This is a genomic window from Lysinibacillus sp. UBA6686, from assembly GCF_002455205.1.
GTDB classification, from domain to species: Bacteria; Bacillota; Bacilli; order Bacillales_A; family Planococcaceae; genus Lysinibacillus; species Lysinibacillus pakistanensis.
Genome location: NZ_DKJS01000026.1, coordinates 28,786 through 47,549, shown reverse-complemented (window position 1 = coordinate 47,549; position 18,764 = coordinate 28,786). Strand labels below are relative to the sequence as shown.

Below are 18,764 nucleotides of genomic sequence, written 5' to 3'. Positions count from 1 at the left end.
AAATATATCAATTTTTGAAAAGGGAGGTCAATAATGTTTGAAATCAGTAATGAAACATTACGATTAATTAAAAGGACCAGCAGAGGAAAAGAACATTTAAAATTAACTGTTGGCTATTTAAGAGACAATCATTCTGTAATTAAAATTTTTAATGAAAACGGAGAACTTCATTCACCAGAAAAATATCAATATGAAATTGGTTCTATAACAAAGACTTTTACTACATCTTTGCTATCAAAATATGTATTTGAAAAAAAGATGTCAATAAATGATTCAATAGAAAAGTATATTGAAGGTGTTAAGGGAGAAGATTATTATCCTACACTGCTCCGCCTTGCTACTCACTCTTCTGGCTATTCAGCAAGACTGCCATTAAATAAACAGCAATATTTTAACCTAATTTTAGGCTTGATTTTTGGTGGTGGTGATTTGAATAAGAATAATCCGTTAAATATGGATTTTAACAAAATGAAAATGCTAATTGAGAATAATAAATTAAAAGAAATGGATTATTCATGGAAATATTCAAATTTTGGAATATCACTTATTGGATATGGGCTGGGGATTGTATCAGGCGAAGGATATTGGGAAACAATGAATGATTTTCTTCACAATGAACTTGGGCTACTTGATACTTATCTAGGCACATCAAAAAATAATTTACATGGTTATGGTAGAAAAAATAATGATTGCGGAAACTGGAAATGGAACAAAGAAAACCTTATATCACCTGCGGGTGCAATAAGTTCAACTGCTGATGATTTACTTAAATATGCCAAAATAAATATGGATGAAAATCGACCTTATTTGTCTCTTTGTCATAAAAAACATGGAAGTGGATCAAAGAAGTACGATATGGGTCTTGGATGGTCCCTTTTGAAGAAAAACAATAATGTTATTGTGCATGGTGGTGGAACAGGTTGCTTTAGCTCATTTTTAGCGATTGATAAAGAGAAGAAAGTTGCCTCCGTAGTGTTGGCGAATTATAGATTAGGTAGAAATGATGATGAAAATATAGGAATTTCATTATTAGAAGGTCTACAGAAATCGTTTATTCTAAATAGCAAATGATTCACCTTTTTTACAAAACACGCTATATTTACTTTCAAAGAAATGGAAAATTTATTTGAGGAATTATTTAAGCGTCATGTAGAAGTACGGGTAGTCGATAGCCTTTGGGATATTTATGATGATATTCAAAAAACAACATTAAATTGGTCTATGTGCAGAATGGGATTTGCGCAGCCAAGAAAATAATTATCCAAGTCTCGTAAACGCTACTATCACGTTTACGAGATCTTTTCGTATTTAGACAGTAAATGCTTGAATTAACGGGGTACTGGTCATATCAATGAATGTACTATCTTTATAGGTAAAAATATATTCGTAGTTGATTGATTCATCAAGCATCTTCGGTAAATAATATTTTAAATCTGCTATTCCTACATTTTGAGGGTGCAAAATCCAAGATAGGTCTTTCCAATCAAGAATACCTTCTGCGACCTTAATAGGTGTCACATATGGGTAGGATTCTGGTAGTTCTGCAATGAATGCATACATGCAACCAAAGTTAATATTTCCATCAGTCCATGTTATTTTTCCTTTGTATGTAATGTCTTGCAAGGCAATGCCGGTTTCTTCCTTAATTTCACGTAATGCACTGACCATTGGCGTTTCACCTTGCTCAATTTTTCCACCGACACCATTCCAAGCGCCCATCCATTGTGGCTTATCTCTATTCAGTAATAATATTTTGTCTCCCTGCTTAAGAAAACAAATTGTATATTCAACCAAGTTCTTTCCTCCTTTAAATCAAAATGTGCCATAGAGGTCTTAAGTCTACTATAGCAGTTGTGTCAATTGGAAGTTATAATAAATGTGTCTTACCAGTCCGTATAGGGATAAAAATATTGTAACAAAGATTCAAAAATTTAACGTGACATTTAAAAGATGCTGTGTTGATACTGTGGAAATGAGGAAACGTTGTGACAGTAATAAGTGCTTGCTTAGCAGGATTAAAGGTACGCTATAATGGGACAGATTGTTTAGATGAAAGAATACAACAGCTTGTATTAGAAAATAAGGCTATAACTGTGTGCCCTGAATTGATGGGTGGCTTTACTACTCCTCGTGAGCCCGCTGAAATAGTTGGCGGAGATGGGGAAGACGTTCTTGATGGAAAAGCGATTGTAGTGGAAAAATCGGGCCGTGATGTAACGGAGCTGTATCTAAAGGGTGCCTATGCAACTTTACATAAAGCGCTTGAACTTGGTGTGACGAAGGTTATCTTAAAAGAGTATAGTCCATCCTGTGGCAGTGCCATGATTTATAATGGTCATTTCAATGCTACAAAGAGAATTGGTGTAGGTGTTACAACCGCATTATTAAGAAGAAATCATATAGTGGTTTTTTCAGAAGAAGAATTTTTTACAGAATAATAAAGTGAATTCCTTGCGTATAAAGGAATTCTTTTTTTTTGAGAGAAAATGCTTGATATGTTCGTTGTATAGGATGAAGAGGCCTATACAAGAAGTTGAGAGGAATTGGTGCCATGAAATCGAATGAGAAAAATTTCATCAAGCGATTAAAACGACAGAAAGAGGATGCCCTAGAATATGTCGTGGATCAGTACTTATCGCTTGTGAAAGGTGTTATTTATAAGGTGCTTGCACCATTGCAACAGGATTACATAGTTGATGAATGTATCAATGATGTCTTTTTAAGTATTTGGGACAATATTGAACAGTTTAAAGGAGGTACTGATGATTTTCGAAAATGGCTATGTGTCATCGCTAAGTTTAAAGCATTCGATTATTACCGAAGAGCAGTAAAGAATAGAGAAGTATCCTCTGAGCACCCAGACTTACTAATCGACCCTTCAGTTGAGGAAGTGATCATTCAGCTTGAAAATCAAGAAGAATTAGTAAAATTAATTAACACACTCGATGCTATAGATCGAAAAATATTTATCATGAAATTTTTCATTGGTATGAACACAAAGGATATTGCAATGCAAGTTGGTTTGACAGGTGCAGCTGTTGATAATCGCATATATCGAGGCAAGAAGAAATTACAGCAGCAAGCAATTGAATTAAAGCTTGGGGGTAATCCGACATGAAGGGAATTTATAAATTTTTCAATGACGTGCAGTTAGATAAGAAGGAATTTATCGAACTTGATGTTAGTGATTTTGAAAAAGCGCTGGTAAAAAAACGATTGAAGCAAAGCCTAAAGAAAAAGAAAAAAAGAGTAAAACGATGGCGGCAAATTGCTGTAGCGTTTCTCTTTATAGGACTATCTGGGACGATATTAGGATATACTTTTCCAGCTCAAGCAGGAAGCATTCCTATTGTGAGAGATATCTTTAAATTTATAGATGGGGATAGAGCATCTCTTTATGAAAATTATAAAGAATTTTCAACAGCTATAGATTTATCTGAGGTGAGCAAGGGTGTGGAGATTACCATTAATGATGCCCTTTACGATGGTGAAACAATTTTTATAACCTATTCTCTCAAGAGTACAAAGAAATTAGGTGACCAACTAAGAATTCACGATACTTCTTCATCTTTAAAGGATGCAGATGGCATGGCTTGGGGCTCGGAAATAAAAAGAGTAGACGATTACAACTATGTTGGTTTGTTAACAGTTGGGAATTTCGGAACAAATGTTGGGGATACAGCATACTTAGTATGGAATATTGATAAAATATTGATGGAAAAATCAAATACAATTATTAATGGTCACTGGCGTTTTGCCTTCTCTGTAGAGGCAACCTCAAAGTATACGCAAATAGTGAATAAATCTTCGTCTCTTGATGGTATCAACGTGACAATTAGACAAATCACCCATACACCGATGTCAACCATTGTATATGTAAGGCAACAATTAGATCAACATATTTTAGATTATTGGGATAATATCGACCTAGACTTTACAATGACAGATGATTTGGGGAATAACTATGATGGCTTGAATCATGGGGGTCGTGGTTATCCAAATGATATTCGTACAGGTAAGACGTTTGGAAAAGTTGACGAAAGGGCAGCCACACTGAAGATTATGCCACATGTCCGGCTCATGAAGTCCTCTGTAAATGATGATGAACCAATAGAGGAAAAGAATGCTTTTGGAGAAACTGTTGTGAGGAATAGAGCTGTAGAAGTAGAGGACTTTAAAGAAATAAATCTTGAACCGATCGTTATTGAATTGAAAGAATAGGTAAGATATGAAAGGATGAAACTGCCCTCGCTCTTTTATAGAGTAAGGGCAGTTTTTTAGTCAACGAGTAGAATTCGCGGTGAGGTTTTGGCGATGATTTTCGTAGATACCCAGCAACCAAGACAGGCTGCCACAACACTTAAGAAGGATAATCCGATGGTTATTGGCCAATTTATCACAAGAGGTAATTCTAGTAAGCCATATTCTAAAACAATACTTTGTAAAGCTACGGGAATTACTTTTACACCGATAAAAATTCCAAACATAGCCCCTAGTGATGAAAGTAATAGAATTCCAGATGTAATCGACCATCGAATAGTATTTGAGGTCATACCAATAGATTTAAAAATTCCATAAGTTCCGCTTTCTTTTCTTACGTTTATTCTAGAAACACTAAAAATAATGATGAATGTTACAGCAATAAATAAGATTCCTATAATAGATAATGGGATGATTAAAACAGCGATCACTTCTTTATAGACAGCATCTAATAATGTTTGTTGTGTGACAACTGAAACAGAGCTTTTAAATTTATTGTTTAAATCATCAACGATTTGAGCTGATAATGTCTCATCTACCAAATTGATCATACTTTGTTCTGAAGCAGAATAGGTAGCATTATAAACTTTGATCACATCAGCGGTAATTCTCGCTGTATTAGACATATTGGCGATCGATTGATAAATACCAGTTACAATCAAATGATGCTGTTTGCCTTCGATATAGACTTCCACAGTATCCCCTAGATTTTTGTGTAAAGCCTTCGCTACATTAATGCCAATCGCTATTTCATTTTTATTTACAGGATTACGGCCAGAAATTGTCCCGTATCCAACATCTTCAAAACTACCTTCAATAGTATCAACATTAATATTTAACGGCTGATTTGTTCCATTAGGGAGAACCCCTGTAAATTGATCGAGCCAAGCGTGATTTTTAATACGGTCGTCTGAGCGTAAAAATTGTTCAAACTGTTGTTTTGAAAATGTTGCATCATTTGAAACCTCTACGACAACATGTGATGAATCGTAGCCCAATGCTGGTGTGTTTTGCTTGATGTTGGAAATAAAGCTATTATAAATGACTGCACTAAACACTAAAATTGCAGAAGTAATAGCTGTAAGAACAATAATAAGAATGGAACTTTTCATATTTTTAGTGATGTTTTTAATGCTAATTTGAAGTTGAATCGGTAAATGAACTAAATTAGAAAGACGATTAGAGTTGTTTAAATGCCGATTCAATTTATTGTTTGCATATTCTGACATGCCGTACTTAATTGCCTGTACTGGTTTAACGTGACGTGCTTTATTTGAGTAAATGAACGCAGTAAGGATAACAATGACAAGGATTATGACAGCAAGTAGCATAGTGATTCTAAAATCTTGAATAATCGTTAAATGCTTTCCGGCCTTTAAATAAGATAAAGAGCTTTCTATGATCATTCTGGAAAGGATTGTACTGGCAATAAGACCAAGAATAATTGAGAACACTGATAATAAACCGAATTGTAAAACATAGGTCGCACTAATTTTCCGAGAAGTGAGTCCAAGAGAATTAATAACACCAATCGTTTTATAGTTCGTTAAAATGGCATCTGAAATACTAAAACCAACAATAAACAATGAAATGAATAACATTGCTACACCAAAGGCGATCATAATAAAGCCGATAATTTTATTAATAATTAAATAAAACGCAGCGATACTCTCGTATGTCTTTTTTGATTCAAGGTAGGGGCCTTTTAAAAATTTTTCGAATTCTATCCAATAGTTTGCACTTTGCTGATAATCATCAAAGCGAAGACCCATCATATATTGTTCAGACCCTATCATCGTATCAAATTGTTTATGATAGTCAGCGTCGTTCATCCAAATACGAGCATTCCCTGTAAAGGGTCCACCATATGGCAAATCTACAACTATACCAGAAACGCTTAATGAAAAAGCTCTTTCGCCGGTGTTAAATTCAATAGTATCTCCAAGTGAAATATTCGATGTAGTAGCCATCGATGTGGGAATCCAAATCGTTCCTTCAGTAGGATAGTCCTGATTTTCTCCCTCCGAAAATAGTAATCGATCAACAACAAAGGGCGTTTTGGGTGTATTCATCATGAATAAGTAGAGATTTGGCGTTTCTACACCATTCGCTGTGAAGCCAGATAAATTTCTATAAGGAATGAGATTCGAGGCAGAAACCCCTTGTTGCCCTTGCCACCAATTGTTGACAGTTTTTGGATTATGAATATCCTTGCCCATCGTTAAAATTTGGTGCGCCCCATTTGAATCATGATGTGTTTTTTCAAAAATATTGTTTGTATTCATCAAAATCGTTACAGAGGTAGCTAATAAAAGGGTGGATAGCATAATTATAATTGCTAATAGTACATTTTGGATTTTCCTTTTCTTAATATGCGCAAAGCAAAGAGTAAGTATTGCGTGCATGTTTTACTCCTTTCCCGTGACATAAGAAAAGATAATATGTTCACGCTCTTGTATGCTAGCATCATCGTATTGATCGAAGTCTAAAATACCTCCAATTTTTCCATCCTGAATGATAATAAGACGATTTGCACGACAAGCCGCTTTAATATCATGCGTTATCATCACGACAGACTGACCTTTTTTGTTTAAATCCGTTAAAATATCTAAGATAGCTACACCATGATCGTAATTTAAACTACCAGTTGGTTCATCTGCAAATAGAATCTCTGGGTCATTGACTAATGCTCTTGCAATAGCAGCTCTTTGTTGCTGTCCACCAGAGGTTTGCGAAGGTAAACGATTCCATTGCTCCTCAAGTCCCATTTTATGTAATAGCATCTCCGCTTTTTTTATCACATCTTTTTTAGGGTATTTTGCAATATATCCTGGGAGGGTGATATTTTCTAGCAATGTCATATCCGGGACGAGATTACTACTTTGATAGACATATCCTATCTTTTTAGAGCGAAATGTAGCTATCTGCTGTTCGGTAAATGTATCCAGCCTTTCTCCATGAAAATAAACTTCACCAGTCGTAATAGAATCAAGACCACTTAAAAGATAGAGCAGTGTCGATTTACCCGAACCGGAGTTTCCCATAATGACCGTAAAATCTCCTTTGTATATTTCGATATTAATATTTTTTATTGCGTGAAATTGCTCACTCCCTGTGGAATATGTCTTACATAGATTGTGAGCACGAATAAGTACCTCTTTTTCCAAGAGAATACCTCCTCCATTTGATTTTATTTCTTTTAGTGTAAGGGGGATTTATTATAAGGTCCTTATTAAATTATTAATAAATTATTACAAGAACTAGAAGATTTGAAAATCGTATTTTATGAAAGCACAAAGCCGATTCCAGACGCATTGTTTATCTGTAGCGAAAGCAAAGCGACCAGTCGGAACGGAAATCAACCCCTATTTTTGCAAAAGTCATACTTTATTTAAAAGGTCACTTTAATTTCATTGACATTATAGTTTTTCAACAACATGAATTATGTAGAGGCATGATTATAAAGACAAAAATAAGCTTTGGATAGAAGATGATGTCCAAAGCTCTTTCATAAAATTATAATGTTTTCACTTGCTCAATTTTTAATCCAAAAATTTGAGGCGGTTCAATGTTGTTCATTTGTAAATATGCTGAGATTTGTCCACGATGATGGATTTCATGTTCGGGAATCGACATAAGTATTCTCCAAGCACTTACCTCATGACCATGAAGTGTTAAAACCTTTTTGGACAACACATCGTTACCAATTTTCAATAGCCCCTCTGTTAATTTAGTTTGACATGACTCTAAATAATTAGAAATTTCCTCTAAGGAAGCCCCATTACTAGTATCATGTCCTGTGTACGTCCACGAGCCATGTTCAAATATTCCAAGAAACATTAAACGAGCTGATGCGATATGCCGCAATAAATCACCTATAGAAAATTTATCTTCAGAGGGCTTCCACTCTAAAAGTTCATCAGGTATTGCTTTCATATATTGCATCGTTCGTTTATGAATACCATCTAAATATTTTACATATTCCTTTATGTCATGAATCATGTCTTCACTCTCCAATTTTTTTCTGACTTTCATTATTTATATTCTTAATTTTTCGAAATTACCCTCTTGGAAATTTAAATAATAGGCAGGGTTAATGTAAATGTTGTTCCTCTATTTTGTTTGCTTTTAAATGAAATAGAACCATTATGCGCGTCCATAATATGCTTACAAATAGACAATCCGAGTCCAGCTCCTTCATTTTTCACAACAGTCTCACCAGTTGCTTGAATACCTCTGAAGTAGCGTTCAAAAATAAAAGGCATATCCTCAGGTAGCATTCCATTACCATTATCTATGACATTAATGTATAGTAATTGGTTTTTAATATTGATGGAAACGGTTATGGAATCGCCTTTAGAGGTATGCTTTAGTGCATTCGTAATAAGGTTTGAAAGCACCTGCTCTAGTCGATGCTCGTCTGCTCGAATAAGGACATTAGGAATATACTCAGGCTCGATAAAATGAATGCCAGTCGTTTGGACGTAATGATGAATGGGATGCAAAATATTCGTAAAAACATCTTTGCTATATCGCTCTGTTAAGTTAACTGGGATATGTCCAAGCTCCTTCAACGTGTGAATAAATAAATCATCAATGAGTCTAGACATTTTTTCAGTATTTGTTTGCATGATTTGAATATATGACATAAGCGAATCCATGTCAGGACAAATTCCCTCCGAAATAGCATCCAAATAAGCTTTTATTGTTGTTAGAGGTGTTCTTACTTCATGTGAAATACTAGATATAAGCTTTTTTTGGTTTTGCTCCTGTTCATCTCGTTGGAGCGTAAGATTTTTTATTTCTAAGCGCATTTGATCAAATACCGCATACAAATCTCCAATTTCATCTATTCTCGGATACACCGTTTCCTGTTCATAATTACCTTTTACAATTTCCTCTGTACTTTTCTTCAAATTATGTAAAGGCAGTAAGATTTCCTTATTAGCCTTCCGTATCATGTACAAGGCAAGCCCAATAATAAACAAGCATAAGAAACCACTTATAACGATTATCATAAAATGATTAGAGCGCTTTACAGGTAAGAGAATATTTTGATCAATGGTGAAAACAGCGTTACCAATTTGTTCTTGCTTGTCATTAATTATGGGAAAAGCAATTTTAATTTTTCCAGCGAGTTGTTGTGATGTAAATAAATCATAATGTAAATCGTCTTTTAAGCTGATAAACTGTGAAGGGTCTTCTTCTATGGAATTAAAAATAATCCTCCCATCTAATTGAACGACTGTGATTTCTATATCTTGGCTATTGCTCATTTCTTGAAGGGAATTGCGTAAATTTAAATTTTGTTCAAGACTTGTAAAATGGTCTTCTATGTACAATAAAACATTATTTACCTGTAGGCGAATTTGATTGATAACGTATTCATTTGAAGGTGCCTTATTTTGTTTAACAGTAGTAAGCAGTAATAGAAGGAAACAAGTAAATAATAGAAAAACACAAATTAGTATAGACCATAGCCATTTCTTCATCCAAATTTTTAAATACATTAGGTTCTCCTACGAATGATTTTGAGTACTAAATTTATAACCAACACCCCAAACAGTTTGAAGGTAGACTGGACAAGATGGATTGACTTCAATTTTTTCACGTAGACGTCTAATATAAACGGTTATTGTATTTTCATCACCGTATGTGTCATAGCCCCAAACAGCATCAAGCAGCTGCGCTTTGGAGAACACCTGATTACTATTTTTCATTAGAAAATAAAGGATTTCAAATTCTTTTGCCGATAGAGGAATATGCTTTTGATTAAGGGAAAAGGTATACTCGTTTTTATTGATAATCATCTGATCGATTTGAATCAGATCCACCTTTTCTGTATTATCTAGCAGCCATCGATCTTGTTTCCGTAAATGCGCTTTTATCCTTGCTACTAGCTCACTTAACGAGAAGGGCTTCGTCATATAATCATCTGCACCGAATCCCAGACCTAGAACCTTATCAGTATCACTGCTACGAGCACTTAAAATTAATAGGGCAACATTACAATTTTCACGAATTTGACGACATAATTCGATGCCATCATAATCAGGGAGAGATAGGTCAAGTATAATAAAATCAGGAGGGCAATTTTTTATAGTTTGAATAGCCTCTTGTCCAGTTTGAACAATATAAGGCTCAAAATGATTGACACTTAAATAGTCCCTAATGATAGTAGCAATATCACCTTCATCCTCTATAATTAGGACTTTTGCTTTTTTTAACATAGACATTTATCTCCTCAGTGGTTTTCGATTAGCTAGGAGGAAGAATAACAGAATGACTAGGCACGCATAAATAAAGATCCAAGCAAACTGCCAATAAAAAATGCTTGGTATGGCTTTTATGGAATCTTCTGAATCCATCATTTCTAACGAAAGACGGACAGGTGGAAGCAGCCAAGTAAGACCTTTCACTTGCGAAATTGTGTCGTGTAAGGTAGCACCTACAATAGAGATAAGTAAGATGCCTAGCACACCCCACCAAGTATTGTGCTTATTTTTTATAAGCTCTCTTGTAAAGATAGCTGAAAGTGCAATGGCTAGTAAAGCTAAACTAAAGTGAGAGAGGAAGCCTAGTAAAAGATGTATTGATCTTGGTGTTTCTCCAAAGGCACCAATTAAAATAGGGTAAAGTACTGATATCAAGCTGAAGCCTAATGCAAGCAGTCCACAAATACTAAAAATGGCTAAATTGTATTGTGTTCGACTTTTAGCATGTAGCGTTGTGATTACTTTTTGCTCCTCGTCCTCCGCGTGAAACAGTGTGACCGTAAACCATCCCATTAGAAAAAAGAGTATAATGGCTGTGAATGAATAGCTATCTAATATAGGATTCGGAACAAAGGTATAATTGACGACAAGACATAACACAAAAATTGAAAAAGGTGGGACATATTGAAAAGTCCTTAAATAATTGATAAATTGATAGCGTAATAAACTGAGCATTCTATTATCTATTCCTCCTCGTTAAAATTGGCGATAGAGATGTTCCTCCTGATAGTTGATTGGCATTAATTGTTTAATGGAGGCATGTTTGCGTAGAAGGTCCTCTAAAATTTGGTTGGTATCCTCTAATTTGATGATAGTAACAATCTCAAAATGGTTAGAATTTACCTGATTTTGCTGTTGAATATCAAGGAAAGGTAAAAGGTTTTCCAATAGTGCTGGATCGGCAATCTCAAAAATTAATCTATTGCGCTGTGTATGATTGGAAGAGAATGAATCTGTCTGGATAATTTTATTATTCTGAATAACAAAAACGGTGTCAACAAGATGCTGAAGCAATTTCGTTTCATGGCAGGTGAGGACGATGCTCAAACCGTTGTCTTTTAAAATAGAAAGGGTTTCTTCTAGATCACTCTGTGCCTTTGGATCAAGACCAGATAATGGCTCATCCAAAATTAGTAAATCTGTATGTTCAAGCATTGCCTGCATAATCATTACCTTTTGCTTCATACCTTTTGAAAAATGAATGATTCGACTATTCCTTGATTCCTGTAAATGAAACATTTCTAGTAAATCATCAATTTTTTGCTGTAATTTTTTTGGCTCCATTCCTCGAATACGGCCCATATGAAAAAGATATTCTTCTGGCGTAAATAAAATATGTGAAGGTGTCACCTCTGGCACATACCCAATCTTTAAAGATTGCTGGTGTTTAATAACTGCACCACTGTCTGCATCTATTAATCCAGCAATGATCTTTAAAAGAGTGCTCTTTCCAGATCCGTTCTTTCCTACAAGAGCTATGATTTGGTGGGCATAAATTGATAAGCAAGCATTCTCTAAAATCTTTTTGCCTTTGTATTGTTTAGAGATTTTCTGTATTTCCATCATAATCTTCATTTTATACCCCTTTACTTTTATTGATATTTAGAAACACCTATGTATGATGACACTAATTGTAAAACTAGTATAGATGAATATCTGCTCTTTTACTATGAAAATAGTGGGGTAATTTTCTATTTTTGGTCATTCTATAAAAAAGAGCTCTACCCGGGATATGGTAGAACTCTTCTAAATGCATTATAAGGATCGATATTTTTTTAGGCTAATAATATTTAGAATAATGAATACAAGGGCGAAGCAAGCAAGTATCACTAAATCCATAGCAATGTCAGGAAAAGCATAGCCCTTATACATGACACCATTTAATGCATCAGCCGCGTAGTAAAGTGGCATAATACGCCCGATGTTTTGCAGCCATTCAACCATATTATCCAATGGAAAAATGCCTGAAAAAAATATTTGAGGAACAATGACAAGCGGAATAAACTGCATCATTTGAAATTCAGACGTTGCAAAGCTTGATAGCAACGCCCCTAACGATAATGAAACAAGTGCTACAACAATATTGATTAGCAAAACAAGCCAAATGGAGCCAACATGAACAATATCTAATATATAAATGCCAAACACAACGATAATAATGGTTTGAAGGAAGGCAAAAAAACCATAGCCAATCATATAGCCTGCGACAATTTCTGAACGTTTAATCGGTGTTGCTAGCAAACGTTCCAGTGTCCCAGAAGTGCGTTCCTTTAATAACGCTATCCCTGTAATTAAAAAGACAAAAAAGAAAACAAAGAAGCCAGTAAGCATTGGACTAAAAATATCAAAGATAGCAGTATTTTCATCCCCATATACATACTCAGTCTTTAGATTAATCCTAGAAGCTTGTTCAGGCTGTAAGGCTTGTGAAAGCTTCATAATAACAGCTTTAGTACTAGAAGGGTCATCATTTAATAATGTGAGCTTTATATTATTTTGCTTAAATGCTAACCATCCATCATATTGTTCTTTCTTTAACAGAGCTGAGGAATAATCATTGTTTTCCACTACTTTAACATCTACAGTTTTAAGCTTTTCGATGAATGGTGCTGGGCCATTCGATACAACCAGCGTCATCTCAGGCTCATTACTATTAAAAATAAAATACATTAAGGAAAGAATAATTAAAGGTGCAATAAATAATAAAGCAAGTGTCCGTTTATCGCGTTTCATCTGCTGCATAATTCTTGTAACGATCGCACCAATCCTCATCGCACGTCACCCCCAGCCTTTACAAATACCTCATCAAAATCTTGTGCTTGATAACGGTCTTTCAATTCATGCGGAGTACCATAAGCAATAATCTGCCCACTTCTTAGCATCGCTAATTGATCGCATCGTTCTGCCTCGTCCATGGCATGTGTTGTGACAAGAATTGTTTTCTGTTCCTCGTCTTTTAACCGAATAAGCTCTTGCCATATTTCCTTTTTTAAGACAGGATCAATGCCAACTGTCGGTTCATCAAGAATTAAAAGCTGTGGATTTTGGAGTAGGGCAATGGCAAGAGATAATCTTCTTTTCATACCCCCAGAGTAATTCATGACCTTACTATGTAAATCATCTGTTAAACGAACGAGATCCGCCGCATAGGCTACTCGTTCAGCACGTTCTTTTTTGGATAATCGAAAAAGCTTTGCAAAAAAATGAAGATTTTCTTTCCCTGTTAAATCCAAATAAAGAGCATCAGACTGAGCCATATAACCGATATCCATCAGCAACTGCTTATGCGGAACATTAAAGTTTAATACTTGAATACTACCGTTATCAGGTTTTATCATGCCCATAATCAATTTGATTAACGTTGTTTTCCCACAGCCTGACGGACCAAGTAATCCGATAAGCTGGCCCTTTGGAATTTCTAAGGAAAGGGGTGCAATCACTTGTTTTTGATGAAATCTTTTTTCAATGGAATTTAATAATATCGCATTATTTCCCATATCTCCATCTCCTTTACTGAACACAGTGTTGATACATGAAATTTTAAAATAGTGTATAGGGAATTACAATCAACAGATAAAGAAAATGTGTTAAGTGATTTTATGGGAAATGTACAAAAGATAAAATGAGACTATATTGATACTAGGGGAATTTTTCGCTAGCATATAAAGGATTGAAGTAAAGAATCAAACAGCAGGAGGTTAACGATGTCTATACATGAAAAGATGAATTTTGAAACAAAGCAGGCAATCAAAAAGACTTTAATCCAACAAATAGAGGAAGTAGGCTTTGAACGAGTAACCGTAAAAAATCTAGCTTTAGCGGCAAACATCAATAGAGGCACTTTTTATTTACATTATACGGATAAGTTTGAAGTAATGGAGGATTTACAGCAGGAGCTATTAAATGAATTAGAGGGCTATGTTAAAAATGTTCAGCCTGTAGAAGCCTTCCACACCGTAAAAAAAGGACAGCTTTATCAACCATTTGTTGAGATATTTCAATGCATTAAAAGGCATGCAAGGGTTTTTCGCGTTTTTTTAGGGGAACAGGGGAGTCCAATTTTTATAAATAAAATGAAAAAGGTTTTTAGTAATCAACTTTTAAATAGCCTATCTCTTATTCAAGAGGAAACGGTAGATCCAGAATTTCGACAATATTTACAGGCTTTTTTAAGTTCTGCGATATTAGGAGTAATTCAGGAGTGGCTCGATAGTGGCAATGAGGATGTTGAAGAAATGGCCATCATCCATTTTCGCTTAATACGCTTTTTCGGGAACTTAGCTGCATTACAAGTTAACGTAAATGATTTATAATACAGAATTTCCTATTTTTTGTTGAATTGACAAATGTGAAAATGTACAATAGAATAATATTGACTGACTAGTCAATCAAAAAGGGGTGTTTAGAAATGCCAAGGAAATCAGAGCTTAATCAAGAATTAAGAGATGCGCGAAAAGAACAAATATTAAAAGCTGCCTTGATCGTTTTTGCAAGGAGGGGTATGGTCGCAACAAAAATAAGTGATATTGCTAAAGAGGCAGGATTAAGTCATGGTCTTGTCTATCATTATTTTAATTCGAAAGAAGAGATTTTTTCATTGCTTGTAAAAAAAGCGGCGAATAGTTCCATTGAGATTATTCAACAGGCAAATGCAATTAAGGGAACACCACTGGAGAAATTAAGATGGATGACCGAGCAGATATTAAATAGTTTTGTAAATTCAGAGCATACATTACTTTTTTTAATCATGATCCAGGCAAGTACCTCAGATGCTATTCCAGCTGAAGTTAAAGAGCTACTAACAGGAGATCAATCGTTATCACCAGTTATGTGTACATTGCCAATTATTGCAGCAGGGCAAGAAAAGGGAGAAATTATTTCGGCAAATCCAGTAACTTTGGCTGTTACCTATTACGCCTTTATACAAGGCTTAGCTATTAATAAAATTCAATGGCCTGATTGCCCCATCCCTGACGCCAATTTATTGTTGAAAATTTTTATAAATGAAAAAGGAAGTAGTTATCATAATGAGTAGCCAAAAGAATATATCACTTTTACTATCACCATTCATAATTATTGGCATAGGATTTTTAACCGCAACTTTTTTTAGTCAGTACATAGATGGGTGGGCTTGGATTCCTTTGGCAGTAGTTTATTGGAGTTCGATGGGTAGCTGTATTATCCTATTTAAAGGAGATAGGTCAATTAAAAGCTGGCTGAGGAAGTCAAATACATCAAAATTATGGATTACTATTTCTTTATTAGTAGGGATGTTTCCGTTAAGTATTCTACTAATGAACTACAAATTATTTGATTCCGCTTTATTACTAATACTATGGTTACTATTTGCTTTCATTAATCCTTGGTTTGAGGAACTTTATTGGCGCGGAGTATTACTAGATGGACTAAAAAAAGATTGGTCAAAATGGTTTAGTATAGTATATTCCACTTTATTTTTTGTGTTAAGCCATCCGTTTATGTGGGGTGTATTTTCAATTGCCAGTAAATCCTATCATTTATATATTTATCTAAGCCTAGCTGGTATTGTTTGGGCTATTACATATTTTAAAACAAAGAGCTTAAGGTGGGTTATTTTTTCACATTTTATTGTAGATATTGGTAATTTAACCGTGCTAACATTTCTAAATATTTATTTACCACCAACCATGTAGCATATATGTAGGAAAGCTTGGTTTAAACCTCAAACCAAGCTTTATAGATTGGCATGTATTTTATAAGTACAAATCACGATTCACAAAAATGCGAACAGCTAGTGTATAGCATAGTAGCCCAATTAAAAATAATGTTCCAAGCATCCAGATAGTCGAGCTATCCTGAGCCATTAATTTTTCTGGAGCAAATAATGAATAGATTGTAAAGTACTGAAGTTTTTCTAACGAACCTCCCATATTGCTTAGCGCCTCTATTAAATAAAAAATAATTGGTAAGCCCGTACTATAAGCATAGGAGGTTTTTAAATCCTTACAGCTACAGGAAACGAGAAAACAGTAGCCACTGATGGCAAAGTGTAAGAAAAATAGACCTAGATTTAATGTAAGAAAAGCAGGGATGTCTAATTCACTAGGAAATAGAAATTCTGAAAAGATTATGGCAACTAAAGTTGTCACAGCGAGCAGTATAAAGATGCTAACAATTAAGAAAGATGCTTGTGTAAATACAATTTTTAAGCGTCTATTCGGCGTTGCAATGAGATAGGCCATTGAACCATTATCTATATAGCCCATTATAAGTTTATTCGCTAACATGATAATGAACACTAAGGGGAGAATTAATAATAAAAATCCATAGAGATAGGTGGATAAAAATTCAATTAACGTATCACCAATAGAACCCATTCCAAATGCGGCCATCATTTCTGGCATAGTAGCCGTAAGCTGTTTTAGGGTGTTGCTCATTTCTGGATTATACATATAAACAATACTGATAATATAGAGCATTAATACTGCGAGTATAATACAAAATAATTTAGCAGTGGCTAGTATCTCATGTTTTAGCAAAGGAAAGTTCATGATTCCTGTCCCCCTACATCGTAGTAATGCATAAAAATATCTTCGAGTGATTGTGAAATAACATCGAGATCCATCATTTGATAGTGTGATAATGTTGAAAGTAATGTTTGGACATTCCCCTGAACCTTGATGATCACCTGTGTTGGACTGATTTGCTCAGTCGTAAATGGTTCCTCTAAGAAGCGGGAAAGCTCCTGCTCATTTTGAAATTCAATTAAGAATTTTTTTGATTTGCGTTTTTTTAGATCAGCAATGGCTTCTATGGCAACAATCTTACCAGCATTAATAATGGCTACTCTGTCACAGGTCTTCTCAATTTCCTCAATCATATGAGAGGACATGAAGATAGTCGTTCCTTTTTCCTTTTCTCCTATTATCAATTCAATAAATTTTGTTTGCATAAGAGGGTCTAATCCACTTGTCGGCTCATCTAAAATGACTATTTCAGGGCTATGCATAAAAGCACAGACTAAACCAACTTTTTGCTTCATGCCCTTCGACATTTTCTTTATTAGACCTGTAGCATTTAATTCAAAGTATTGCATCAGCTCATGGGCTCTTGTTAGATCATGTAATCCTCGCATTTTGGCAATAAATTGAATAAATTGCTGTCCTGTCATTTTATCAATAAATGCTATTTCACCTGGTAAATACCCTACAAATTTTTGTATTTCAGCTGTAGCTTTTCGGCAATCTAACCCTTTTATTGTACAAATGCCTTTAGTTGGCTGTAAAAATCCCATTAAATGTCTAATTGTTGTAGATTTACCTGCACCATTTGGACCTAAAAATCCAAATACCTCACCCTTTTCAATCTGTAAGTTCACATTTTGAATGCTATAAAAATCCCCAAACTTTTTAGTTAACTGATTAATCTCAATTAATGTCATCCTATTCACCCCTTTGTGTTTCGATATAATAATTGTTTTAAAAATTCAAAATAATGAGTTGCCTCTTCCATGCATTGCTCTAGTAGTTGATGAAAGGCTTCAGTGTTATCCAAGTTGCTTTTTAATTGCTTTTCATATCGATCACTGATTCCATCCGTAACCCATTTAATTGTATCTAATGCCTTAGTCCTATCTATATTTTCATGGAATAAATTATAGTCAATTCCAGCGAACACACGAGTATAGGAAGAATCTTGGAGCTTACTATTATATTGATCAAGCTCATTTCTTACTTCTAAGCTTGTTTCAGCATATGTCTTTTTTAAGAAATCAAAAAGTGTATGGTATTGCTGAATTAATGCCAATTTCATCATCATGATTTGTTTATAGCGTTTAAATATATCTGGTTCTTCCAAATCTAAGCTGTTATTAATAGCATCAGTGAAAATTGTTGTTACATAGTCATATAAGTAAAGATATAAATTTTTTTTACTACCAAAATAGTGAAATAAAATTCCTTTTGATATTTTTGCATCCTTCACTATTTTATTAGTTGAAGCGGTTTCGTAGTTATGAATTGAGAATTCTCGTAGTGCAGCATTTATAATTTTATAACGTTTTTCATCATCTAAATTTTGAAATGCTTGAAACAATTTTTTTCTCCTTATTGTGTATTTTAAGCCGATTATATACGCATTGACCGGATTGGTCAATAAAATTGGTGGATAATTTTTCTAGAGATATAGATTGGGAAGAACAAAAGAGGATTGTTAAAAAATGAAGAACAAACTTGTGGAACTCCACAGGGT

General features: G+C 34.5%; 21 protein-coding genes. 8 read left to right on the top strand and 13 right to left on the bottom strand.

The window, feature by feature from the left end:
- The first annotated feature begins 33 nt into the window (after positions 1-33).
- Together B2R82_RS07245 and B2R82_RS07240 are read left to right on the top strand one after the other, a co-directional pair.
- Positions 34-1,071, top strand: coding sequence for a serine hydrolase domain-containing protein (locus B2R82_RS07245; RefSeq protein ID WP_286924227.1), 1,038 nt, complete (start codon positions 34-36; stop codon positions 1,069-1,071).
- Positions 1,072-1,113: 42 nt separating this feature from the next.
- The gene (locus B2R82_RS07240; RefSeq protein ID WP_286924226.1) at positions 1,114-1,257 is read left to right on the top strand and encodes a DUF6886 family protein; all 144 of its coding nucleotides are present in this window, start codon (positions 1,114-1,116) and stop codon (positions 1,255-1,257) included.
- Between the two features lie 51 nt (positions 1,258-1,308).
- Here the strand turns inward: B2R82_RS07240 and B2R82_RS07235 are convergent, their stop codons facing one another.
- Positions 1,309-1,794, bottom strand: a complete 486-nt coding sequence (locus B2R82_RS07235; RefSeq protein ID WP_286924225.1) for an NUDIX hydrolase — start codon at positions 1,792-1,794, stop codon at positions 1,309-1,311.
- A gap of 191 nt (positions 1,795-1,985) precedes the next feature.
- Here B2R82_RS07235 and B2R82_RS07230 point away from each other — a divergent pair, with 191 nt between their 5' ends.
- The 3 genes from B2R82_RS07230 (at position 1,986) to B2R82_RS07220 (ending at position 4,221) form a co-directional block, all read left to right on the top strand.
- A complete protein-coding gene (locus tag B2R82_RS07230) occupies positions 1,986-2,438 on the top strand; it encodes a DUF523 domain-containing protein (RefSeq protein ID WP_286924224.1) in 453 nt (150 codons plus the stop codon).
- A gap of 113 nt (positions 2,439-2,551) precedes the next feature.
- Entirely contained in the window at positions 2,552-3,118 is a 567-nt protein-coding gene (locus tag B2R82_RS07225) for a sigma-70 family RNA polymerase sigma factor (RefSeq protein WP_286924223.1), read from the top strand.
- Positions 3,115-4,221, top strand: coding sequence for a DUF4179 domain-containing protein (locus B2R82_RS07220; RefSeq protein WP_286924222.1), 1,107 nt, complete (start codon positions 3,115-3,117; stop codon positions 4,219-4,221). Before B2R82_RS07225 ends, B2R82_RS07220 begins: the two co-directional genes overlap by 4 nt.
- Positions 4,222-4,277: 56 nt before the next feature.
- Here B2R82_RS07220 and B2R82_RS07215 read toward each other — a convergent pair whose 3' ends face one another.
- From B2R82_RS07215 to B2R82_RS07175, 9 genes are all read right to left on the bottom strand, one after another.
- Complete coding sequence (locus tag B2R82_RS07215; protein ID WP_286924221.1) at positions 4,278-6,665, bottom strand: ABC transporter permease; 2,388 nt, start codon at positions 6,663-6,665, stop codon at positions 4,278-4,280.
- A 3-nt stretch (positions 6,666-6,668) separates the two neighbouring features.
- A complete protein-coding gene (locus B2R82_RS07210; RefSeq protein ID WP_286924220.1) occupies positions 6,669-7,427 on the bottom strand; it encodes an ABC transporter ATP-binding protein in 759 nt (252 codons plus the stop codon).
- A 349-nt stretch (positions 7,428-7,776) separates the two neighbouring features.
- Positions 7,777-8,295: a DinB family protein gene (locus tag B2R82_RS07205; RefSeq protein WP_286924219.1), complete on the bottom strand. Its 519-nt coding sequence runs from the start codon at positions 8,293-8,295 to the stop codon at positions 7,777-7,779.
- 41 nt (positions 8,296-8,336) lie between these two features.
- Positions 8,337-9,770, bottom strand: coding sequence for a sensor histidine kinase (locus tag B2R82_RS07200; protein ID WP_286924218.1), 1,434 nt, complete (start codon positions 9,768-9,770; stop codon positions 8,337-8,339).
- A gap of 9 nt (positions 9,771-9,779) precedes the next feature.
- Positions 9,780-10,490 (bottom strand): response regulator transcription factor, encoded by a 711-nt coding sequence (locus B2R82_RS07195; protein WP_286924217.1) that lies wholly within the window; start codon positions 10,488-10,490, stop codon positions 9,780-9,782.
- A gap of 6 nt (positions 10,491-10,496) precedes the next feature.
- On the bottom strand, positions 10,497-11,210 hold the full coding sequence (locus tag B2R82_RS07190; RefSeq protein ID WP_286924216.1) for an ABC transporter permease: 714 nt from the start codon (positions 11,208-11,210) through the stop codon (positions 10,497-10,499).
- Between the two features lie 21 nt (positions 11,211-11,231).
- Positions 11,232-12,110, bottom strand: coding sequence for an ABC transporter ATP-binding protein (locus B2R82_RS07185; RefSeq protein ID WP_286924215.1), 879 nt, complete (start codon positions 12,108-12,110; stop codon positions 11,232-11,234).
- A 180-nt stretch (positions 12,111-12,290) separates the two neighbouring features.
- The gene (locus B2R82_RS07180; protein WP_286924214.1) at positions 12,291-13,307 is read right to left on the bottom strand and encodes an ABC transporter permease; all 1,017 of its coding nucleotides are present in this window, start codon (positions 13,305-13,307) and stop codon (positions 12,291-12,293) included.
- Entirely contained in the window at positions 13,304-14,032 is a 729-nt protein-coding gene (locus B2R82_RS07175) for an ABC transporter ATP-binding protein (RefSeq protein ID WP_286924213.1), read from the bottom strand. The genes B2R82_RS07180 and B2R82_RS07175 overlap by 4 nt, the downstream gene beginning before the upstream one ends.
- 207 nt (positions 14,033-14,239) lie before the next feature.
- Here B2R82_RS07175 and B2R82_RS07170 point away from each other — a divergent pair, with 207 nt between their 5' ends.
- From B2R82_RS07170 to B2R82_RS07160, 3 genes are all read left to right on the top strand, one after another.
- Positions 14,240-14,848, top strand: coding sequence for a TetR/AcrR family transcriptional regulator (locus B2R82_RS07170; RefSeq protein ID WP_286924212.1), 609 nt, complete (start codon positions 14,240-14,242; stop codon positions 14,846-14,848).
- Positions 14,849-14,943: 95 nt separating this feature from the next.
- Positions 14,944-15,570 (top strand): TetR/AcrR family transcriptional regulator, encoded by a 627-nt coding sequence (locus B2R82_RS07165; protein ID WP_286924211.1) that lies wholly within the window; start codon positions 14,944-14,946, stop codon positions 15,568-15,570.
- On the top strand, positions 15,563-16,207 hold the full coding sequence (locus B2R82_RS07160; protein WP_286924210.1) for a CPBP family intramembrane glutamic endopeptidase: 645 nt from the start codon (positions 15,563-15,565) through the stop codon (positions 16,205-16,207). Before B2R82_RS07165 ends, B2R82_RS07160 begins: the two co-directional genes overlap by 8 nt.
- A 60-nt stretch (positions 16,208-16,267) precedes the next feature.
- Here the strand turns inward: B2R82_RS07160 and B2R82_RS07155 are convergent, their stop codons facing one another.
- From B2R82_RS07155 to B2R82_RS07145, 3 genes are read right to left on the bottom strand one after another with little or no spacing between them, the layout of a single operon-like run.
- Positions 16,268-17,065 (bottom strand): ABC transporter permease subunit, encoded by a 798-nt coding sequence (locus B2R82_RS07155; protein ID WP_286924209.1) that lies wholly within the window; start codon positions 17,063-17,065, stop codon positions 16,268-16,270.
- A complete protein-coding gene (locus tag B2R82_RS07150; protein ID WP_286924208.1) occupies positions 17,062-17,955 on the bottom strand; it encodes an ABC transporter ATP-binding protein in 894 nt (297 codons plus the stop codon). Before B2R82_RS07150 ends, B2R82_RS07155 begins: the two co-directional genes overlap by 4 nt.
- 5 nt (positions 17,956-17,960) lie before the next feature.
- Complete coding sequence (locus B2R82_RS07145) at positions 17,961-18,608, bottom strand: TetR/AcrR family transcriptional regulator (RefSeq protein WP_286924207.1); 648 nt, start codon at positions 18,606-18,608, stop codon at positions 17,961-17,963.
- Positions 18,609-18,764: the final 156 nt, after the last annotated feature.

Excerpts from the sequence above, each read along its gene's own strand:
- B2R82_RS07185 (WP_286924215.1), bottom strand. The coding sequence starts at position 12,110 with ATGAAGATTATGATGGAAATACAGAAAATCTCTAAACAATACAAAGGC.
- B2R82_RS07200 (WP_286924218.1), bottom strand. The coding sequence starts at position 9,770 with ATGTATTTAAAAATTTGGATGAAGAAATGGCTATGGTCTATACTAATT.
- B2R82_RS07245 (WP_286924227.1), top strand. The coding sequence starts at position 34 with ATGTTTGAAATCAGTAATGAAACATTACGATTAATTAAAAGGACCAGC.
- B2R82_RS07215 (WP_286924221.1), bottom strand. The coding sequence starts at position 6,665 with ATGCACGCAATACTTACTCTTTGCTTTGCGCATATTAAGAAAAGGAAA.
- B2R82_RS07195 (WP_286924217.1), bottom strand. The coding sequence starts at position 10,490 with ATGTTAAAAAAAGCAAAAGTCCTAATTATAGAGGATGAAGGTGATATT.
- B2R82_RS07220 (WP_286924222.1), top strand. The coding sequence starts at position 3,115 with ATGAAGGGAATTTATAAATTTTTCAATGACGTGCAGTTAGATAAGAAG.
- B2R82_RS07165 (WP_286924211.1), top strand. The coding sequence starts at position 14,944 with ATGCCAAGGAAATCAGAGCTTAATCAAGAATTAAGAGATGCGCGAAAA.
- B2R82_RS07155 (WP_286924209.1), bottom strand. The coding sequence starts at position 17,065 with ATGAACTTTCCTTTGCTAAAACATGAGATACTAGCCACTGCTAAATTA.
- B2R82_RS07175 (WP_286924213.1), bottom strand. The coding sequence starts at position 14,032 with ATGGGAAATAATGCGATATTATTAAATTCCATTGAAAAAAGATTTCAT.
- B2R82_RS07225 (WP_286924223.1), top strand. The coding sequence starts at position 2,552 with ATGAAATCGAATGAGAAAAATTTCATCAAGCGATTAAAACGACAGAAA.
- B2R82_RS07160 (WP_286924210.1), top strand. The coding sequence starts at position 15,563 with ATGAGTAGCCAAAAGAATATATCACTTTTACTATCACCATTCATAATT.
- B2R82_RS07150 (WP_286924208.1), bottom strand. The coding sequence starts at position 17,955 with ATGACATTAATTGAGATTAATCAGTTAACTAAAAAGTTTGGGGATTTT.
- B2R82_RS07240 (WP_286924226.1), top strand. The coding sequence starts at position 1,114 with ATGGAAAATTTATTTGAGGAATTATTTAAGCGTCATGTAGAAGTACGG.
- B2R82_RS07170 (WP_286924212.1), top strand. The coding sequence starts at position 14,240 with ATGTCTATACATGAAAAGATGAATTTTGAAACAAAGCAGGCAATCAAA.
- B2R82_RS07205 (WP_286924219.1), bottom strand. The coding sequence starts at position 8,295 with ATGAAAGTCAGAAAAAAATTGGAGAGTGAAGACATGATTCATGACATA.
- B2R82_RS07190 (WP_286924216.1), bottom strand. The coding sequence starts at position 11,210 with ATGCTCAGTTTATTACGCTATCAATTTATCAATTATTTAAGGACTTTT.
- B2R82_RS07180 (WP_286924214.1), bottom strand. The coding sequence starts at position 13,307 with ATGAGGATTGGTGCGATCGTTACAAGAATTATGCAGCAGATGAAACGC.